At 71.9% G+C, this 18,826-nt stretch carries 1 protein-coding gene (only partly in view); it reads left to right on the top strand.

What is annotated here, in order from left to right; genetic code table 11:
• Window positions 1–18,826 carry the 3' portion of a WXG100-like domain-containing protein gene (locus KO481_RS40150; RefSeq protein WP_215923802.1) on the top strand. 9,842 nt of this gene lie to the left of the window's left edge, so 18,826 of the gene's 28,668 nt are visible here — the last part of the coding sequence; its start codon lies beyond the left edge, outside the window; the stop codon is at window positions 18,824–18,826.

Raw genomic sequence — 18,826 nt, 5'->3', positions numbered from 1 at the left:
GATCCGGGATCGGCTGAATCTGCGCGCCGACCATGCGGAGCAACAGCATCGCGACGACCGGCAGCAACCCGAGCCGCAACAGCAGGACCTCGACCAATTGCATAGTCGCGCAACGAATCTCGGTCTGGATCCGGGTGATGCGACGGAGGCCGCGCTGCGCCGGCGGATTGCCGATGCCGAGGCGGAGCGGGCCGCCGCGGCGGCCGCCGCACCGGGGCTGCGCGCACTGGCCCGAGACGCGGAGCAGGGCGCTCCGATGGTCGAATTGCGCCGCCGCGCCGAACGACTCGGTGTCGACCTGCCCGGCGAGCGCGAGCTGGAGCAGGCACTGCGCGATCGGATCGAGCAGCAGGCCCGCGACGAGACCGCGCAGCGGGCCGCGCTGCGGACCGAGCTGAACGATCCGCGCACCTCGCGGGGCCGGCTGCGCGAATTGGCCAGGCAGCACGGCGTCGACTCTGCGGGCCGCACTCGCGAGAAGATCTCCGATGCGGTACTGGACCGGCAAGCGAAGGATGCTGAACGCGCGGCAAGGCAGCGGCAGACGTTGCGCAAGCAGCTGGACGAGTTCCGGGTCGCGGCGATGAACGAGTCGATCCGGCGGTCGGACGCCCAGGCCGAGGCCGAGCACGAGGTGCTGAACTGCCGCACCGGTCTGGACGACAAGGGCCCGCGGCCGATCGGTATGGGATACCGCCGAATCCGTTTGGGCATAGCGCATATGCGCACCGTGAAGGGCGACGCGGGAGAGCGCGGCCGTGCGGTCGCCGTCGGCGAAACGGACAACCCCGACATCTACCTGCCCGAGGAACGGCGGCGCGCGCTGGCACTCGAGGGTTACGACTCGGTCTACTACCGGGTCCAGCTCGATGACCACGGCCGGATCTGGGTCGGCGAGCACCACCCCGACGACGCACCCGTCCAGCCGCCCGCGCCGCCGCCCGCTCGCCGTCCCGGCGACTGGGTACCGACCGGCGGCGAGCGCGAATACCGCCCGTCCGACCGTGCCGTGCGTAAACAGCTGAGCGAGTTGGCATACCGGATCAAGCAGCTCGACTCCGCGGGCGACAAGATCTACGACAAGATCGTCGAAACCGCGCGCAAGATCGGCGCCGAGGACCCCCATCCGGAGCCGCGGGCGCTGGCGCGGGCGGTCCGGGCGTTGATGGACCAGCACACCGCCCGGGCCAACGAACTGTGGAACCGGGCCGAACTTCCCGTCGACGAGCGCGACGGTTTCTACGCGCGCCGGCGCGCGATCGAAGAGGAGGCGCAGCGCGTCAACCGGATCGGCAGGACCGTGCTCGAGTTGCTGGCGGCCTACGACCACAGGTTCGTGGCGGCCCGCGACCGCTTGGCGGCGGATGCGGCGGTGCTGGCGGCGCGTGATGTGCTCGCCGGACAGGGCGGCCGGCCGCGGGGCCTGCACGGCCGCCCGATCGATCCGGCACACCCGGAGCCGGAACTCGCGCGTCTGGTGCCCGAATCCGGGGAAGAACCGCGCCGGCTGGTGCTGGTCGCGCCCGGCGCCGATCCGGACCGCATCCTCGGCGCCGAAACTCGCTCGGCGCTTCTCGGCGCCGATGGCCGCTTCGTGTACCAGCGGGTGCGCGTCGACGACAAGGGTCGCGTGTTGCTCACCGAGCTGCGCGCCCCGACGGCCGCCGAGGATCAGGAGGCCGCTGCCGCCGTGGCGGCCGAAGCCGCTGCGGCCCAGCCGGATCCGGCATCCCAGGCGCCCGCGGCCCGGCCGAAGGGGAAGGCGCCCGAATCGGCCCAGGCCGAACTCGATCGACTGGCGCGTGAAAAGCAGCGCCTGGCAATGGATCAGGAGTACTGGCGAGCCAAGCTGGAGAACCGTGCCGGCAAGGTGCTGGAGCGGGACGCCTGGTCGGAGACCGTCCGGCAGTTGACCGGCGGTCTGGAGGGCTATCGGGAGCTCGCCGCCGGCCTGGACGCGCCGGCGGTGTCGGAACAGGAGAGCCTCGGCGAGGAGGAGCTCGCCCAGCGGCAGGATTCGATCGACAAGATGTCCGAGGCCGCGGAGGAGTACTACGCCCTCGGCGACCGGATCCAGCAGATCGACCATCGCATTCACGAGCTGGAGAAGCGCGGCGCCAGGTACGACGCATCGCAGTCGGATGAGGCGCACAAGAAGCTGGGCCGCCTCGCCGATCAGCGCCAGGCCGCCGTTGAGCGGTCGAAACCGTTGCGCCGGAGGATGTTCGAGCTGCGCGAGCGCCTCCCCGCGGATCCCGCCCGGCACGCGCCCGAGCAGTTGCGCGAGCTCGCCGACGCCACCGAGGCGGTGGCCCGCGCCGATCACGAGATCGACCGCATCAACGATCGGCGTGTGGCCGTGGCCGGCGCGCACCGTGATGCCGCACAGGCGCGGTGGCGGGCGGCGACGGGCGCCGGGCCGGACGAACCGTCACCGCTGCGCCGGATGAGCGACAACGTCTGGGTGGACGGCGGCCGCGTGCCGGACGCCAACGGCGACGGGGGCCGCCAACCGCGCATCATCGTCGTCGCGGGCCGCCCCGAGCACGGCCGGCCGGCCGCGGCCGAACACGATCGGGCGTTGGCGGCGGTGCTGGCCGGCAGGCACGAACTGGCCCGCCTGCTGGCGCGGCCCGGCGTGGTGGTCGACTACGTGTCGGTGACGGGCGACGAGAACGGCAATGTCGTTGTGCGGCAGCTCGATTCGCCGCAGGTGCGGCGCGAGGTCATCGGCCCGCGGGCCGGCGCCGACGGCCCGCTGCGGGTGAGCGGCGTGGTCCGGCTCGGCGACCTGGCCCGCGAGATGACGGCCCTGCCGCTCCGCAGCCCGGCCCGCCCGAGGCAACCCGACGACAGCAAGCTGACCGACGGCCCGGCGCGGTCGGTCGGCAAGACCGTCGGCGGCTGGCTGACCGGTGCGAACGACGGCCGGTATGCCGCGGAGATCGCCCGGTTCACGCGGGGAGCGCAGCCCGGTGAGACGCTGGTGCGCTGGCGCGACGCCGAGGGCAACTGGCACAACGTCCGCGAGGGCGAGGCGCGCGGTTACACCGCGTACCAGCCGCAGTTCACGAAGAAGGACCTCCAGGACATCGCCGCCGGCAAGAAGCCGTGGCAGCCGCAGGTCGGCGACTATCGGCTGTCGCCGAAGGGCTGGGCGCCGTTCGGCGGCGACGACAACTCCGGTAAGCGCGCCCGTCAGTACGAGGAGAAGATGCCGGACGGATTCAGCGGCACCGGGGCCGCCGAGCCGTTCCAGAACGAGGTCGAACCGTTCCTCATGTGGTGGCTCACCGGGCACTGGCCGGAGATGAGCTACGGCGAGATCCTCAGCATGACCGAGCAGGGCCGCGCCGAGGAGTGGGCGCACCAGGGCATGGGCGAGCTGGCGCCGCCGCCGGGCTGGGATGAAGAAGCCCATCATTCCCTGCCCTACGACGGCGCGTTCTATACCATCGGCAAACGGTGGGTGCAGATCTATTCGGCCACGAAGACCCACCCGAGGGTGCTGCGATGGTTCCGCGATCATCCGGGCGTCGGCGAATGGGTGCTGGCGCACACCCGCTGGGCGCCGAAGGGCCCGTTCGACCCGAAACACCCGGTGTTGCGCAAGATTCCGATCGTGCGCACCGTCCGCGGCTACAAGGGCTTCCATCCCAAGCCCGACAAGAATGTGCAACCGGCGCATCGCAGCTGGAACGCGACCGAGCATGCCCCGCCGCGCGACCGCGACGAGGTGACGTCGCCGAAGTGGGACCGCGCCATCGCGCTCTTCGATGCGGCGCAGGCCTGGGGTACGCACGTGATCGGCGGGCTCGCCGCCGACGAGCAGAAGACCCACGTGCGCCAGATCGCCGACATCCTGGTCGGGCCGCGCGATCCGCTACTGGCACAAGGGGATGCGGGATACGCCTTCGCGGACGGGCTGAGCTTCGCCCGCGGGGCCGACGGCACCCGGCTGTCGGCCGACGAGCTCGAGGCCCGCATCGAACGCATCACCGACCATCTGGTTCGCGACCAGATGCTGGTACGCGACGCGGCGGACCCGGACGGCCGGTTCGTCCGCAGGACCTACGACCGCATACCCCAGCTGGCCGACGCGCTGCTGCGGCTGACGGGCCGCGGCGACGGCGACGGCCGCACCACCCCGCGCGACGCGGATCTGCTGCTGCTCGAGGACGCCTGGGCCGAGGCGCATTACCTCGACACCCACGCGAACTCCACCTGGCACGACGCCGACGAGCACGCCGCCCGCCTGGGCTTCGACTGGGACAACAACCGGGCGCCGCTCAGCGGGCACCTGGTGGTCCGCAACGGTGAGTTCGTGCATCCGGACCTGCTGCCGCCCGACGCCCCGGAACACGAGGGCGACAAGCTGATTCCGATGTCCAAGATCAAGTATGCGGTGCGGCCGATCGCCGCGGACCCCGGCTGGCAATCGCCCCAGCAGCGCCGCGCCGATTCGATCCTGGCGGCGACCGGCATGCGGGAGCGGCATCCGTGGCTGCCCGAGGATCCGGTGCAGGCGGTGCTGCGGCTGGCCGACGAGGCGCTGGCCGACACGTTGTCCGGGACGACCCCCAATGCGGCGCTCGCGCTGGCGATCCGGGCCGGTCAGGTCGAGCGCTTCGCCGCGGCCACCACCAATGCCGAGCGCGGGTTCTGGGCCCGGCAGCTCGGTGAACCGCCGGAGTCGGCGGCCTCCGCGAACGCGCCCGAGGTCACCGCGCGCCTGCGGGGCGACCTGCTGTACCGGGCCGCGGCGCTGCCCGAGTCGGTCGCGGCGGCGCTGGTGGCCCGGGCGAATGCCGAAGCGGCACTGCGAGACTGGCAGTACGCGGCCGGAGATCGCGACCGGGCGCGCGCGGAGGTGGAGGCGCTGGCCGGGGAACTCGGCGTACCGCCCGGTGTGCTGCTCGCCGATCACATGCGGCAGGATTCGGCGCTCGAGGATCACTTCCGCGAGCTGCGTGCGCGGCTGATGGCCGCGCGGGAGACCCGCGACCGGGCGGGCCGGGTCGGCGACCTCGAGACGGCCACCCGGAGGTATCACGCGGCGCACGAACGGGTTACGGCGCTCGACCGGCGGGTGGGCCGCGCCCGGACCGCGCTGCGCAGGGTCGGGACGGCGACGGAGGCGGCGGCCCGCCACGACGAGCTGGCCGGGCTGGCCGAGCGGCAGCGCGAGGCCGCCGCCCTCCGCGACGCCGCCCGTGCCGAGTTGCTCGCGGCGGCCGGCGCGGCCCGCATCCCGGCGCCCGAGGTGCTGGCTGACGGGCTAGGAGACGCTGCGGCGCGCGAGGATTGGCTGCGCGCGCAGCGTCAGCGCGTGCTGGGTGCGCCCGAGCAGGCCCACCTGATCGACAACGTGAACCGGTTGGAGCAGCTGCTGGAGCGGCATCACGCCGCGCTCGACGGGGTCGACACGGCGGGGGCGCGGATACGGGAAGTCGAGGAGGCGGTGCGCGCGGCGGGAGCGGTGCACGCCCCGGCCGCGCGACGGTCCGAGTTGAACTGGCTCGCAGCACGATTGGCGCGGGCGACGGCGCAGCGGGCGGTGGCGGCAGCGGCGATCGAGGCCCGCGCCACGGCGGTCGGGGCCCAGGCCGCCGCGGTCCGCGACGCGAGGCTCGCCGAGGAAGCGGTGCGGCAGGAGTGGTTCCGCGATCTGCGCAACCGGCTGACCGCGGCCCGGGAGCTGCGAGATCGGCTGGTGCACGTCGATGAGCTGGAACAGGCCGCCGAGCGGTTCCACGCCGCCCAGGGCCGGGTTACCGCGCTCACCGATGCGCTGGAACAGGCGCGGGCCCGCGACGCGGAGCTGTCGGCGCAGCCCGCGCCGCCGCCGGGCGCGGTGACGATGCGCAGGGACGTGGAGGTGTTCGGCCACGCGGCGGGGAAGCTGCGGTACCTGCACCGGGTCTGGGACGGTGTGCTGTCCAAGCTGTCCGTTCCCGAGCGGGAGGTGCTGCGGAACTACCTGGTGGACAACGACTCCGGATTGTCGGCACACGTGGCCGGGACGTTGGACCGGGTCCTGCGACGGGCGCCGTTGCCCGGCAAGGTGCTGGCGGTGTTCGACGGCCATCACGGCCTGTTCGGCCCGGACGGCGGCACGGTCGGCGCGGTGCACGAGGTGCCGGGCTATCTGCGGACCTATCTGGGCGAGATGCCGCCGGCCCGTGACGAGGGCTACCGCGTCGAACTGACCGTGCCCGAAGGGACCCCGGCATTGTTCGTCGGCGGCGCCGAGTTCGCCGCCGACGGGCGGCTGAAGTCGCCGCAGCTGTTGCTGGGCCGCGGGGCGCACATCCGGATCGACTCGGTGTCGCAGGCCGACGGCTACACCCGGGTGATGGCGACGGTCGTGCCGGACTCCGTGCCGGAACATGGTGTGACACCGGCGCATTCGGCGTCCGAATACGAGCGGCAGATCGCACGGGAGCAGGCCGGCCGGCAGGCCGCGCTGGACACGCTGCGCGGGCTGGTGCGGTCGGCGAGTCTGGCGATGCCGTCCGGCGCCGATCCGAATGCGATGCGCGGCAACGACTTGGCGCGCGCCGCGTTGCGGGCGCTCGCCGAGCGGGAAGCGCCCTTGAAGGCGGACATCGCACAGTTCCGTGCCGACGTCGAGGCCGGTAACCCGCCCGCCGACGGCGGGGCAGCGCTGCGTGCCCGGGTAGCCGAGTTCCGCGAACTGCGGCAGAACGTCGCAGAGGCCACCGAGGAGTACTGGAAGGCGGCGGGCGCCGAGGATCGCCTCCGTGCGGAGCTGAAGGCCCTGGGCCTGACCGCGACCGGTGCGGTGGGTACCACCCCGCCGCCCACATCCGGGCCGGACGCCGGTAGCGGGCAGGACGGGAGCGGTGTGGGTGGTGCGCCGTCGCAGACCGGCGGTCCGCCCGGCGCACGTGGCGCACCGCATTCGAGCGCTCCCACCCCGAACGCACCCCTCTCGAGCACCCCGCACGGACCCGAGTCCATCGGCCCGGTGCGCGAGCGGCTGTACTACAGCCACCAGGTGTGGGGTCCCGTGCTGGACCGGCTGTCCGAATCCGAGCGCGGCGTGCTCGCCGAATTCCTGTCGGGTCGTGGGTCCGGCCTGTCCGCGGACGTGGCCCCGGTGCTCGACGAGGTACTGGGGCGGGCGGCGCTGCCGGACGCGGTGTTGTTCAGCTTCGACGGCGAGTACGGCCTGTTCGGCGACGCCATCGCCGGATCGGTGTACGAGGTGCCGGGCTACCTGCAGGGATTCCTGGGCAGGACGTCCGGCGGCCCGGAGGCCGATTATCACCTGGAGCTCACGGTGCCCGAGGGCACCCCGGCGCTGTTCGTCGGGGGCACGGACTTCGCGCCGGCCGGCCGCCTCGAATCGCCGCGCCTGGTGCTGGGACGCGGCCTGGGCGTGCGCATCGACGCGGTAGCCGAGGAGGACGGGCAGGTCCGGATGCGTGGCACCGTCGTGCCACTGACCGCGTCCGGACATCCGGATCATGCCACCGCCACTGCGGCCCAACCGCTTTCGGAGTACACCCGGCAGCTGCGGCGGGCCCGGGCCGCGCAGCAGGCCGCACACGATCAACTGAATCTTGCCCGGCGGGCGTTCGCTCTGGATCCGTCGCTGTCGGGCAACGATGCGGCCCGCGCCGTCGTCCGGGCCGCGGGCACCGAGTGGGACCGGCTGCGTGCGGAGACCCGTGCCGCCCGCGAGCAGGGCGATGCCGAGGAGCATTCGGTGCTGCGCACCCAGCTCGAGGGGTACGGTCCGGTCAAGAACGCGATCACCAAGATCGCCGGAGACTATTGGCGCGCCCTGTCGGCCCAGGATCGCCTGCTGGCCGAGGCTCGCGCGCTCGGGCTGGATCCCACCGGCGGCGAGACCGCCGCGGGCTCGCAGCCCGATAGCGTTGGGCTGCAACAGGATCCGAGTCAGGGGGTGACATCGGAGGCCGGCGGCGAGTCGCCGGAGGGCGAGCGCGGCGTCGATGCCGCCGCCGTGCCGCCGGGCTGGGACGGCCGAGGTTCGCGGCCCGATGCGGCCGCGATCCGGCAGGCGCAGGAGGAGCTGCGGCGGCTCCTCTACGACCTCGCCGATCAACCGGACGGCTGGCTGACCCGCGGCGCCGATCCCGCGCCGGCAGAGGTGTGGGAGGTGTTGGCGCACACCGAGACCGGGCGGGCGGCGGCGGCCGCCCTGCGCGCGGTGGGTGCCGCGGTGCGCATCGGAGACCACGGCGGCGAGGGCGACCTGTTCGACGGCCGCACGATGGTCATCGACATCGACAGCAGCGGGCGCGACCAGCTCGCTCAGGCGGCCGCCGTGGTGCGGGCCGCGGCCCGAGCAGAGGCGGTGGCCGCCGGCGCGGTCGAGGTGCTACCGGCCCGTGTCCGCGCACTCGATCGGGCCACGCACGTCGAGGCCCATCGCCGCGTCGAGGCCAGCGCCTTCGGCCGCGAGGCCGAGTTGTATCGGGAACTGCATCGAGCCGGTTACGACATACCCCGGCGCGGATCCGCCGAGCTGGAGGTGGCGGCCGAACTGCGCGGCGTCTACCTCGACGCGTTCGATGCCGCGGTCGCGGCGGCGCGGGAGTCCGGCCTGCCGCTGGAACAGGCGCGCGAACACGGCCGCGCCGCCGGTGTCGCGGCGCTGCACGATCATCCGCTGTTCGCGGTGCACGTCGGCGACCGGTTCGACGCGGAGGCCGAGCGGGAGTGGCAGGCCGCCCAGCGCGCGCGCACCGCCGAGGAATACCTCCCGCCCACCCCCGAAATCGCCCGCGCGCTGGTGCAATCGGTGCGCGAGCACGCCGCCGCCATTCGCCAGCTCCACCTGCTGGAGGCCGCCCTGGACCGGGTCTATGCCCGGCTGCGCGTGACCCTCGACATCCGCGACGCCGAGATGCCGGGCACCATGGCGGAGCGGCTGGCCGACGTAGTGCGGCGCACCGAATGGATGCGGCCGTTGCCCGAGCTCTCGCGGTATTCCGGCGCCGCCGATCGGGCCTGGGGTCAGGGGCAGCGGGACCGCTGGCTGCTGATCGAGCTGGCCGACCGGCATGCCCGGGTGCTCGATGAGCTGGGCCGGATCGAGGAGGCCGCCGCCGAGCTGGCCGGGCCGGAGAATGTCCGCACGGTGCTGCCCGCCCCGGCCGGGCCGGGCCGGGAGCGACTGCCGATCGCGTCCGAGCGGTCGGATTCGCCCGCGCTGGAGAGGGATCCGGCCCTGTTGCCGAGGATTCTGAGCGGCACCCCGTCCGATCTGAACCCGGCCAACCACTGGGCGGGCCGGGTGCTGGCCCGCCACGGTGTCGCGGTGCGCTACGGCCTTCGGGCCGAGCTCGGCGAGCGCGGCCCGGGCTACGACCCGGCCACGAATACCCTGGTGCTCGACGATGAGCAGTCGCCCGAGGAAAAGGTCGCGGCACTGATCCGGGCCGCGGTGCAGGTCGAGCTGCGGCCACCGTGGGGCGAGCCGCCGGAGCGGCTGACCATGTCCCGCCTGGACTACGTCCGCACGATGCTGGACCGGCAGGCCGAGGCGCACGCGCTGGCCTTCGAGGACATCGTGATCAGCATGCGTCAGGAGGCGTTGGGCAGGGACCGAGGGGATATCGGGGACGACGAGCTCCGGCGGTCCTACGCCGACGCCTACGTCGATGCCGCCAAGCGAGCGCGGAGCATGTACGACGCGAACACCGTGGACTCCAGCCTGTTCTGGGCCGCGGCGCACCGCGCCGGGGTGCGTGCGGTCCGAGCCGGCCTGAGTACCCTCCGGCTCGGCGACGGACCGACCTACGCGGAGCGCTACGCCGCGGAGTGGGACCGCGCTCACGGTGTCGGCCCCGGTACCGAGCCGGTCGACGCGCGACCGCCGGCCGACACCCCGCAGCTGCGTGAGCGGCTCGTCCAGGCCTACGACATGGAGGTGGCGAGTTATCGCGAGATGCGCGGGAACGGGCGCAGCGTTCTGGTCGGCAAGGTCGAGCAGGCCTATGACGAGGCCTACGACCGGGCGTTCCGGAAGGCCGCCCGCGCCGCGCGGCGGTCGGCGGAGGCGCCGCCGCCTGAGCAGGTGGCCCGGGAGGCGGGACGAGAAGCGTTGCGCCGCTTCATCGATAAGCACGGCATCGCGGGCGCCGAGGTCGCGGCCGACGTGGTCCGGGCATTCGTCGACGGCTCGGACTGGCGCTGGAGTCACCCCTCGGACAGTGACGTTTCGCTTCCGATCACGGACGAGCCCCGGCCCGGCCCGGCGGCCGACATCGGTGGCCCGGACATCATCGCGCTGGCGCATCGGGAACTGGACGCGGCGATCGAGGCCGCGAACGGTGGCGAGCGGCCGACCGATCACGTGGCGGTGCTGCCCGGTGCGGGTAAGGACGGCCGGCCCCGGCTGCTGGTGGTGGCGACTTCGGATGGTCATATCGACGCGCTGCACGAATTGGCCCTGCACCGGCCGGATTTGGCGAACGTGCTGTGGGATCGCTCGCACGCCTTGGAATATCGCGTGGTCGAGCGTGACGCGGCAGGAGACCTTACTGTCCGCACCATGCTCCCGGAGCATGCGGAGGGGCCGTATCGGCGGCCGGACTCCTATGCGGCGGCCGATGCGATGTTGGACCACTATCTGCGCTATCGCAGTGAGGGACGGACCACGCTCGGCTATGAGGAATGGCTGCGGCAACTGCCAGACGGTGTGTTCCGCAAGACCACGGTGCACCCGTCGAACGGTCGTTCGCGGAAGGTGACCGTGCTGAGCGACGATTTCTTGGAGGTCGGTCACCGCCTGGTGGAGTCGGATCGTCAGCATCGGGCGGAGCCGGATTCGCCGCCCGAACGGCCGCATCCGGCCCAGGTGGCCTGGAAACTGGTGACTCGCCGGGTGCGGCTGCCGGAGCTGCGGCGCCGGGACGTCGACGAGGTGCGGTTCGACAAGCGCCGGGTGCAGGTGACCGACCTGCACGACCTCCACGGGTTCTATGTCTATCTCGAGCGAGACGGTCTCGGCTGGCGGGTGGCGGCGCCCGCCGAGCACGGCGACGACACCAACGTGCTCTCGCACCATCTGGCGGGCATGGCGGACCGGGACGACAAGCGCCTGCTGCGCAGGATCGAGGCGCTGCTGCGCGACGGCAAGGCTCCGCTACCGGGCAACGCGGGGCGTGGACTCGATCGGGCGGCGGCGCCCGTGCTGGACCGGGCGTCGGATCCGGATGGGTTGTCGCGCACCGGGTCTCGGGCCTGGGACGAGATCGTGCGCGGGCTGGGCGGCGATCTCGCGATTCCGGCCGCGCCGGTGGCGCCGGTGGACGATGTGTGGTCGGGGCTGGATCGGCAGGGCATCGTCGACGAGCTGACGCGCCGGTATCCGCCGGGCACCCCCGCGCAGGGGCGTCCGGCGCTGGAGGTGCGTGGGTTCGATGACCCCGCGGTCGATCCGGATACGTTGCGGGAGTACGCGCGTGCGATCGACGCGATGTGGTCGGCGCATCCGCAGCTGGATGTGCGGCGGATCGAGATCGGCCCGATCGAGGGTGGTCATCACGCGCAGGCGATGTGGCGCAAGAGCCGGGACGGCGCCTACTACGCCGAATCCATCACGCTGAACCGGTATTTCGCCGCGCATCCGGAGGAGTTGCGGGACGCGATGGTGGTCGCCGAGCGGGACGGTTTCGCGCCCGCCGGTGTGGCGGCCCGTCCGGTGTTCGCGCGGATCGTGCACGAGCTGGCCCACGCCCTGGACTATGCGGGCGGTATGCGGGCGCGGGCAAAGGCGCGGACCGCGCTGCTGGAGCATTACGCGGCGACCCATGATTACGTCGATCCGGACCGGTATCTGGCGTGGGAGCGACAGCTCAGTGCCTATGCCTTCGAACATGGTTCGTTGCGGCCGGCGGAGGCGCTGGCCGATGCGTTCCTGGATGTGGTGCTCAACGGGGACCAGGCCGTCGAGCCCGCCCGGGTGCTCTACGACCTGCTGCTGCGCGAGGCCGGATCGGACCCCGGTTCCGGCCTGTCCGGCGATCTGTCGACGCGCACGGGAACCGATGCCGCCGCCGCGCCACCGGGTACCCCCGCGCCCGACGGCGTCCCGGCCGCCCCGCTCACGCGGGCAGAACGCAACCGCATCGTGCAGGAGGCGCGCCGGGCGGCGTACGGCAGGCACGACCAGCCCGACCGCTGGATCGCCGATCCGCCGGACCGGAACCTGGTGCAGGTCTGGGAACTGTTGTCGCACACGGATATCGGCCGTAACCTGCTCGATGTCCTGGACACCGTCAAGGCATCGGTCCGGTTCGCCGCGCCCGGCGACCGGGTCGGGTCGGCCGATTCGTTCGACGGCCGCACGATGGACATCGTCATCGATCCGGCCGGGCGCGACCACATACGGCAGGCCGCGGCGCTGGCCCGGGCCGCGGCGTATGCCGAGGCGGTCCAGTCCGGATTCCTGGAGGTGCAGCCCGCCCGGATCCGGGCACTCGGCGAGGCCGGGCATATGGCGGCGCACCGGAATGTCGAGGCCGCCGCGTTCGTCGCGGAGACCGAGTTCTTCCGGCAACTGCGCGATGCGGGGCTCGACATCACGCCGCTGACCCGGCCGGCCTCGGACGTCACCGAGTTCGCCCCGCTGCTGCGGTCGGCCTATCTCGCCGCGTACGACGAGGCCGTGGCCGCCGTGCACTCCGAACCGGAGACCCAGCTGGCGCAGATCGGCCGGGAGGCCGGATTGCGGGCACTGCTGGCCGACGATCGCTTCGGGTTGGAGGTGATCGGCGGCGGCATCGGCGCGGCCGAGTGGGAGGCGGCCCAGCGTCCCACTGGCCCCGACGAACTACCCGAATATGTCCCGGCCACCACGGAATCCGCGCGCGAGCTGCAAAAGCTGGTGCACCGGCAGGTCGCGGCGCGGCGGCGGGTCGAGGAGCTGGAGGCCTCGTTCGATCGGGTGTATCAGCGGTTGCGGAACGGTCACGAGCTGCCGGAGCACCGCACTCCCGCGACGATCGCCGAACGGGCCGAGCAGATGATCCGCTACAAAGATGGCGGGTGGTACCTCGGCAACAACAAACACGCCGACACCTGGCTGGCCGCCGAGCTGGCGGAACGGCATCAGCGGGCACGTGCAGAGCTCGACTGGTGCACGTCCGAGGTCGTGAGCCCGGTCGCGCTCGACCTGCACCAGCGGACCCGTCGGGAGCGGCCCGCCGGGCTGATGTACCGCGACCTGTTCCAGGTCATCGTCGACGACTCGGGTGTGGTCCGTGCCGCCCCGCATCCGGATCCCGAGGCCGCGCGCCGCGCCCACACGGCGGCGAAGGGCTCGGCCGAGACACCGCGCGTGCCAGCGCATCCCGTGCCCTGGAAGGACGCCGCGTCGCTGCTGCGTATGCTGACCAGGCGGGACCACAGCGGTGTCGGGTCGTGGGCAGTCGCGGCCCTGGACCGGCACGGGGTGGGGGTGCGGTTCAGCACCGAGCCGGAGGTCCGTGAGTTCAGGGACGGCGAGGGACCGTATACCCGGCGCGGCGTCGGCTACGACCCAGCGACCCGCACGGTCGTGCTCCCTCATGCTCGACTGCCGGCACAGGAGGCCGCGGAGCTGCTCCGGGCCGCGATGATGGCCGAGATGTCCCCGCCGGACGGTGCTCCCGAGCGGTTGACGATGTACCGCGACGAATACATCGGCCGCATGCTGGATCGCCAGGCGGAGGCCCAGACGCTGGCCCTCGAGTACTCGTACCGGATGGATCTCGAGCGCGCGCGTGTGATGGGCGTCGAATCGCACCAGCTGGATAAACGCTCGGAGTTCAGGTGGGACCCGCTGCAGCGGGAGTACGTGAAGGTCTTCGAGGAGGCGTTGAAGACCGCGCGCGACGAATACGGTTCCGGCGTGGATCGCGCGGTGCTGACGGCCGCGGCGTACCGAGCCGGTGTCCGGGCCGTGCGCGAACTGCTCGACGTCGACGGTGCCGGGCCGACCCTCGACGGATTGCGCTATCCCGCGTACTACGGCGCCGAATGGGACCGCGCGCACGGTATCGCCGCCGGGCCGGAAACCTACGACGCCCGGCGCTACGCCGATACTCCGACGCTGCGGGACCGGCGCAGCCGCCAGTATGCGCTGGAGATCGAGGGATTCCGGGTGCTGCGGGGGTCCGGTCGGCCGATTCCTCACGGCCCGGCCGAACGTGCCTACACCGACGCCTATGACAAGGCTCTTCGAAAGGCCGCTCGCGCGGCGCCCGTGGCCGATGGCAGCACGCCCGAGCATATTGCCTACCAGGCGGGTGTGAAGGCGCTGCGGCGCTATATCGATCGGGTAGGAGCCGAGCGCGCCGAGATCGCCTTCGACGTGATCCGTGCCTCCGCCGGCCCCACCGAGCGGTTCTGGACGACGGCGCCCGTCGAGGCCGAAGTGGTCCCGCAGGCAGCGGCCCCGCACCCCGTGCAGGACGTTGCTGCGGTGCGGGCATTCGCCAGACGGACGATCGACGACATGGTGCACCGGCACGCCGAGAACATCAGCGTGGAGCGGCTGACCGACAACGTCGCCCGGGTCCGGGATTGGCACAGCAAGGATGACAAACGGTGGCGCCTGGTGGTTTTCGCTGGTCTGGGCGGGCACACCGACGCGCTGGCCGAGTTGGGGGCGCGCATCCCCGAGTACGAGAACGCGCTGTGGGATGGGAGCCGCGCGCTGGAATACCGGGTCGTCGCGCCCGGACCGGACGGGGCGCTGCAGGCGCGGGTGATTCACGACTACGAGGCCGAGGGCTCCTCGCGGGCGCCGACCGTGCACGAGGCCCGGGCGCACATGCTCGACTACTACCTGCGGCATCGCGCCACGGGCGAGATCCGCATCGGTTTCGACGAGTGGCTGAAGCAACTCGGTCCCAAGGCGTTCCTGCCGCTGGGCACAACGCGCCTGGCGGGCACCGGCGGTACCCCCAAGAACCCCTACGGCGACAAGGCTGATGTCGAGGGTAAACCCGGCTACTTCGTGTACCACGGATACACACTGGCCCAGTCGGATTCATCGATCGCGGCGCCGCACCCGGCCGCCGCCGCCCGCGACCTGGTGACGCGGCAGGTGTCGCTGCCGATCGCGGGGCTGCACCCGGAGCGCGATCCGCAGATCTACGAACGGCACGAATTCGTGGTCGACGCAATGGTGCTGGATGTGTGGCTCGAGCGCGACGGTCACGGCGGCTGGCGGGTGCCTGTCCCCGGGCCCCGCGGCGACGCCACCGATGCGCTGGCCCGGTACCTGCAGGGCATGTCCGACCGCAACCCCAGGCGCCTGGTGGATCGCATCGCCGCGGTGCTGCGAAATCCCAAGGCCGATCTGGCGCCCGAGCAGCGGGGCATGTTCCGGCGGGCCACCGACCGGTTCACCGGGCGCGGCGACGGCCCCGAGCTCGAGCGCGGCAGCGACGCGTTCCCGGAACCGGATCGGCAGCACGACTCATCGTTCGATGCCGGTGCACCGTTGCCCGATGCGGGCGCTCCGATCGAGGACGTATGGTCGGCGCTGGACCGGCCTGGAATCGTGGCCGAGCTCACCGCGCGGCATCCGGGCGACCCCGAACCCGGCCGACCACCGCTCGAGGTGGCCGGATTCGACGATCCCGCAATCGATCTCGACACGCTGCGGGAGTACGCGCGGGCGATCGACGACGCGCTGACCCGGCATCCCGAGATCGAGCTGCACCGCATCGACATCGGCGCGCCGACCCACGGCGGGCGCGCCGAATCGGTCTGGCGGCGGCGGCCGGACGGCAGCTATTACGCCGAATCCATTACCCTGAACCGGGATACGGCCCTGGATCCGGAGGGACTGCGGGCCGCGCTGGCCGAGCAGGAACGCAACGACTTCGCCCCGGCCGGCGTGAGTGCCCGGCCGGTGTACGCGCTCATCGCGCACGAAATCGGCCACGCGCTCGACTACACCGGCGGCATGCGCGCCCGCGACCGGGCGGTGCACGTACTGCTCAGCTACTTCGCCTCCACCCGTGGAAGTTTCGAGCTCCCCGAGTACCTGGACTGGCTGGATCAGTTGAGCGGCGGCAGTTTCCAGCAGGACACCCTGGCCCCGGCGCAGGCCCTCGCCAACGCCTTCCTCGACGTGACCCTCAACGGCGACAACGCCACCGAGCCCGCGCGCGTGCTGCACCGGTTGCTCGTCCGCGAGTACCGATCCGGATCGCCTGTGCAACAGGGTCATTCGGAGCGGGAACAGGAACAACGTGAGCAGGCTGAACGCGAGCAGGCCGAGCGGGAGCAGGCCGAGCGTGAACAGTCGGAGCGGGAGCAGGCTGAACGCGAGCTGGCCGAACGGGAACGGGGTGAACGGGAGCAGTCGGAGCGCGAACGGGCGGAGCGTGAGCGGGTCGAGCGGGAGCAGGCGGAACGTGCGCAGGTCGAGCGTGAGCAAGCGGAACGCGAACAGGCTGAGCGCGAGCAGGCGGAACGGGAACAGGCCGAGCAGAAGCAATCTGCGCCGCCGCTGTCGGAGCGGATTCTGGATCGGATGCGTGCCACTGCGCGGCAGTTGGGCTTCGATCCGGAAGGTTTGAGCGCCGAACAGTTGCGTAGGCGCATCACGTCGGAAGCCCTCGCGCGGGCCCAGCGTTTGGACGAACAACAGCAGCATTTGGATCCACGCCTCACCGGCGGCGAATTCAAGGCCGAGCGGGATCGCTTGCAGGCGCAGGCGAACCAGGCCCGCGCGTGGAGCAAACAGGCTGCCAGTGACCTTCGCGAGTACCAGCAGGCGGTCGAGGCCGAGCGCGTTACGGACCAGGCGGAACGAGAGCGGGCGGAGCAGGAGCGGGCCGAGGTGGAATCGCCACTCCCGCTGTCAGAGCGGATTTTGGAGCGGATGCGTGCTGCTGCGCGGCTGTTGGGTATTGATCCGGAGGGTTTGAGCGCCGAACAGTTGTGTGGGCGGATTGTGTCGGAAGCGGTGGCGCGGGCGGATCGGCTGAATGTGCAGATGCAGCGGTTGGATTCGCAGGTTACGGGTGGTGAGTTCCAGTCCGAGTGGGATCGCCTGTTGGCGAGGGTGAATGAGGCGCGTGAGTGGGGTAGGCGTGCGGCGAGTGACTTCCGTGAGTATGAGGAGGCGGTGGAGGCCGAGCGGGCCGCGACGCAGCGTCAGGCTCCGCCGGACTCGAAGAAGAAGCAGCAGGAACTGGAGCAGGAGCAGCAGCACGAACCGGAGCAGCAGCAGGAACCGGAGCGGCAGGAGCAGCAGCAGGCAGGTGGCCGGAAATTCGGTGCCGGGAGTGGCGGTGGGTCCAATGGTGGAGGGACCGGCGGCGGGGCTGACGGTGGGGGCGATGATGACAACGACACATTCGAGTTCCGGCCGCCGCGCGTACCGCACTATTTCCCCCAGTACCAATACAACTGGCCGAATTTCCAAGCGGCTCAGCCCGGTCCGCTGCCCACGTCGCCTCCGCCGCCGGCGCAGCATCCGCAGCCGCCCGTGCAGCAACCGCAGCCACCCGTGGTCCAGCCGCAGCCACCTGTGCACCAGCCGCAGCCACCGGGCCACCAACCCCCACAGCCCGGCCTGCCTCACCATCACCACCGGCATGACGACGACCACGACCGGGACGACCGCAACCGGCATCATCATGACCGAGACGATCATGACAGGGATGATCGTCACTGTGCGGAACACCATCGGCCCCACCGGCATCACGCCGGTCCGGGCGCCGGCAACTCTGGCAATTTGAGCGCGTACTTCGAACCGACTGTGTCACAGCCGATCTCGCGCACCCCCGGTATCCCCCCGGTACCCGGCGGGCCGGATCCCGCGGGCCGGCAGCCGCAGGTTCCGCATGGCCTGGGTGAGCCCGGTGGCACGGGCTCCGGATCGAATAGCCCGTCGTGGACCTCGCAGCCGACCTGGCCGACGCCGGGGACGCCGCAGGTGCCCGGTGTGCCTAGCCCTGCGCGGTGGCAGCCCCAAGCTCCGGACGGCTCCGGTCAGCTCGGTGCCGCAGGTTCCGGATCGAATGGCCAGCTTCCGCAGCCGATCTCGCCTGCTCCAGGGATGCCGCAGGTGCCTCACCCCGCCCCATGGGGCCCGCCCGGTGCGCAGCCGGATCAGGGAGGGGGCGCACCCGGGCAGCCCGGCCCGAATCCGTCGGCGTGGCAGGGGAACCACGGGCCGGATCCGTTGCCCGGGTATCCTTCACCACCGCGGCATCCGGCCGGGTGGCCCGACCACCAGCTCCCGGCTACGCCTCCGAACGACTGGTCTGGATCGGCTGTGCCCCAGAGTGATTCGCCCGCGGGTGGATATCCTCCGACGCTCCCGCCGATGAACGGCGGGGCACCGCCCGCCGCGGCGCCGCCCGGCAACGGGCCGTCGAACCGCCCGGGCCGCCATCGTCCGCAGCCGCAGGCCCAGCCGCCGATTCCGGCCACGCTGTTTCTGCAGCGCTACGGCGACTGGGCCGAGTGGGCCGAGCTGGATCCGGCGACCGGTGCGATGCGCCCGGCGCCGATGTCCGCGGGCTTGCTGAGGGGCTTGTTCGGCGATATCGAGGGCGTGCTCGTATTGTTCTACCGGGAGCGAGGCCGGCTCATGCTGCGACTGGGCGAGCAGGTGATCGACGCGGACGATCTGGCCGTCATCGTCCGCTGGGAGCGCACCGGCCGCCACCACAGCGTGCTCACGGTGACCCACGGCGGCATCCCGGTCCGGGAGGTCCGCTACCGAAATCTAGCCCCGGAACTCGATGTGGGTCTGGTGATCCGGGACGTGCTCGACAGCACGATGCGCAGGTCCCAATTCTTCGCCGGCTGA

It is taken from the genome of Nocardia albiluteola, assembly GCF_018860155.1.
In the GTDB taxonomy this organism is placed as follows: Bacteria; Actinomycetota; Actinomycetes; order Mycobacteriales; family Mycobacteriaceae; genus Nocardia; species Nocardia albiluteola.
Note: the sequence above shows the minus strand (reverse complement) of the source record. Positions and strands in the feature narration are given on the sequence as shown.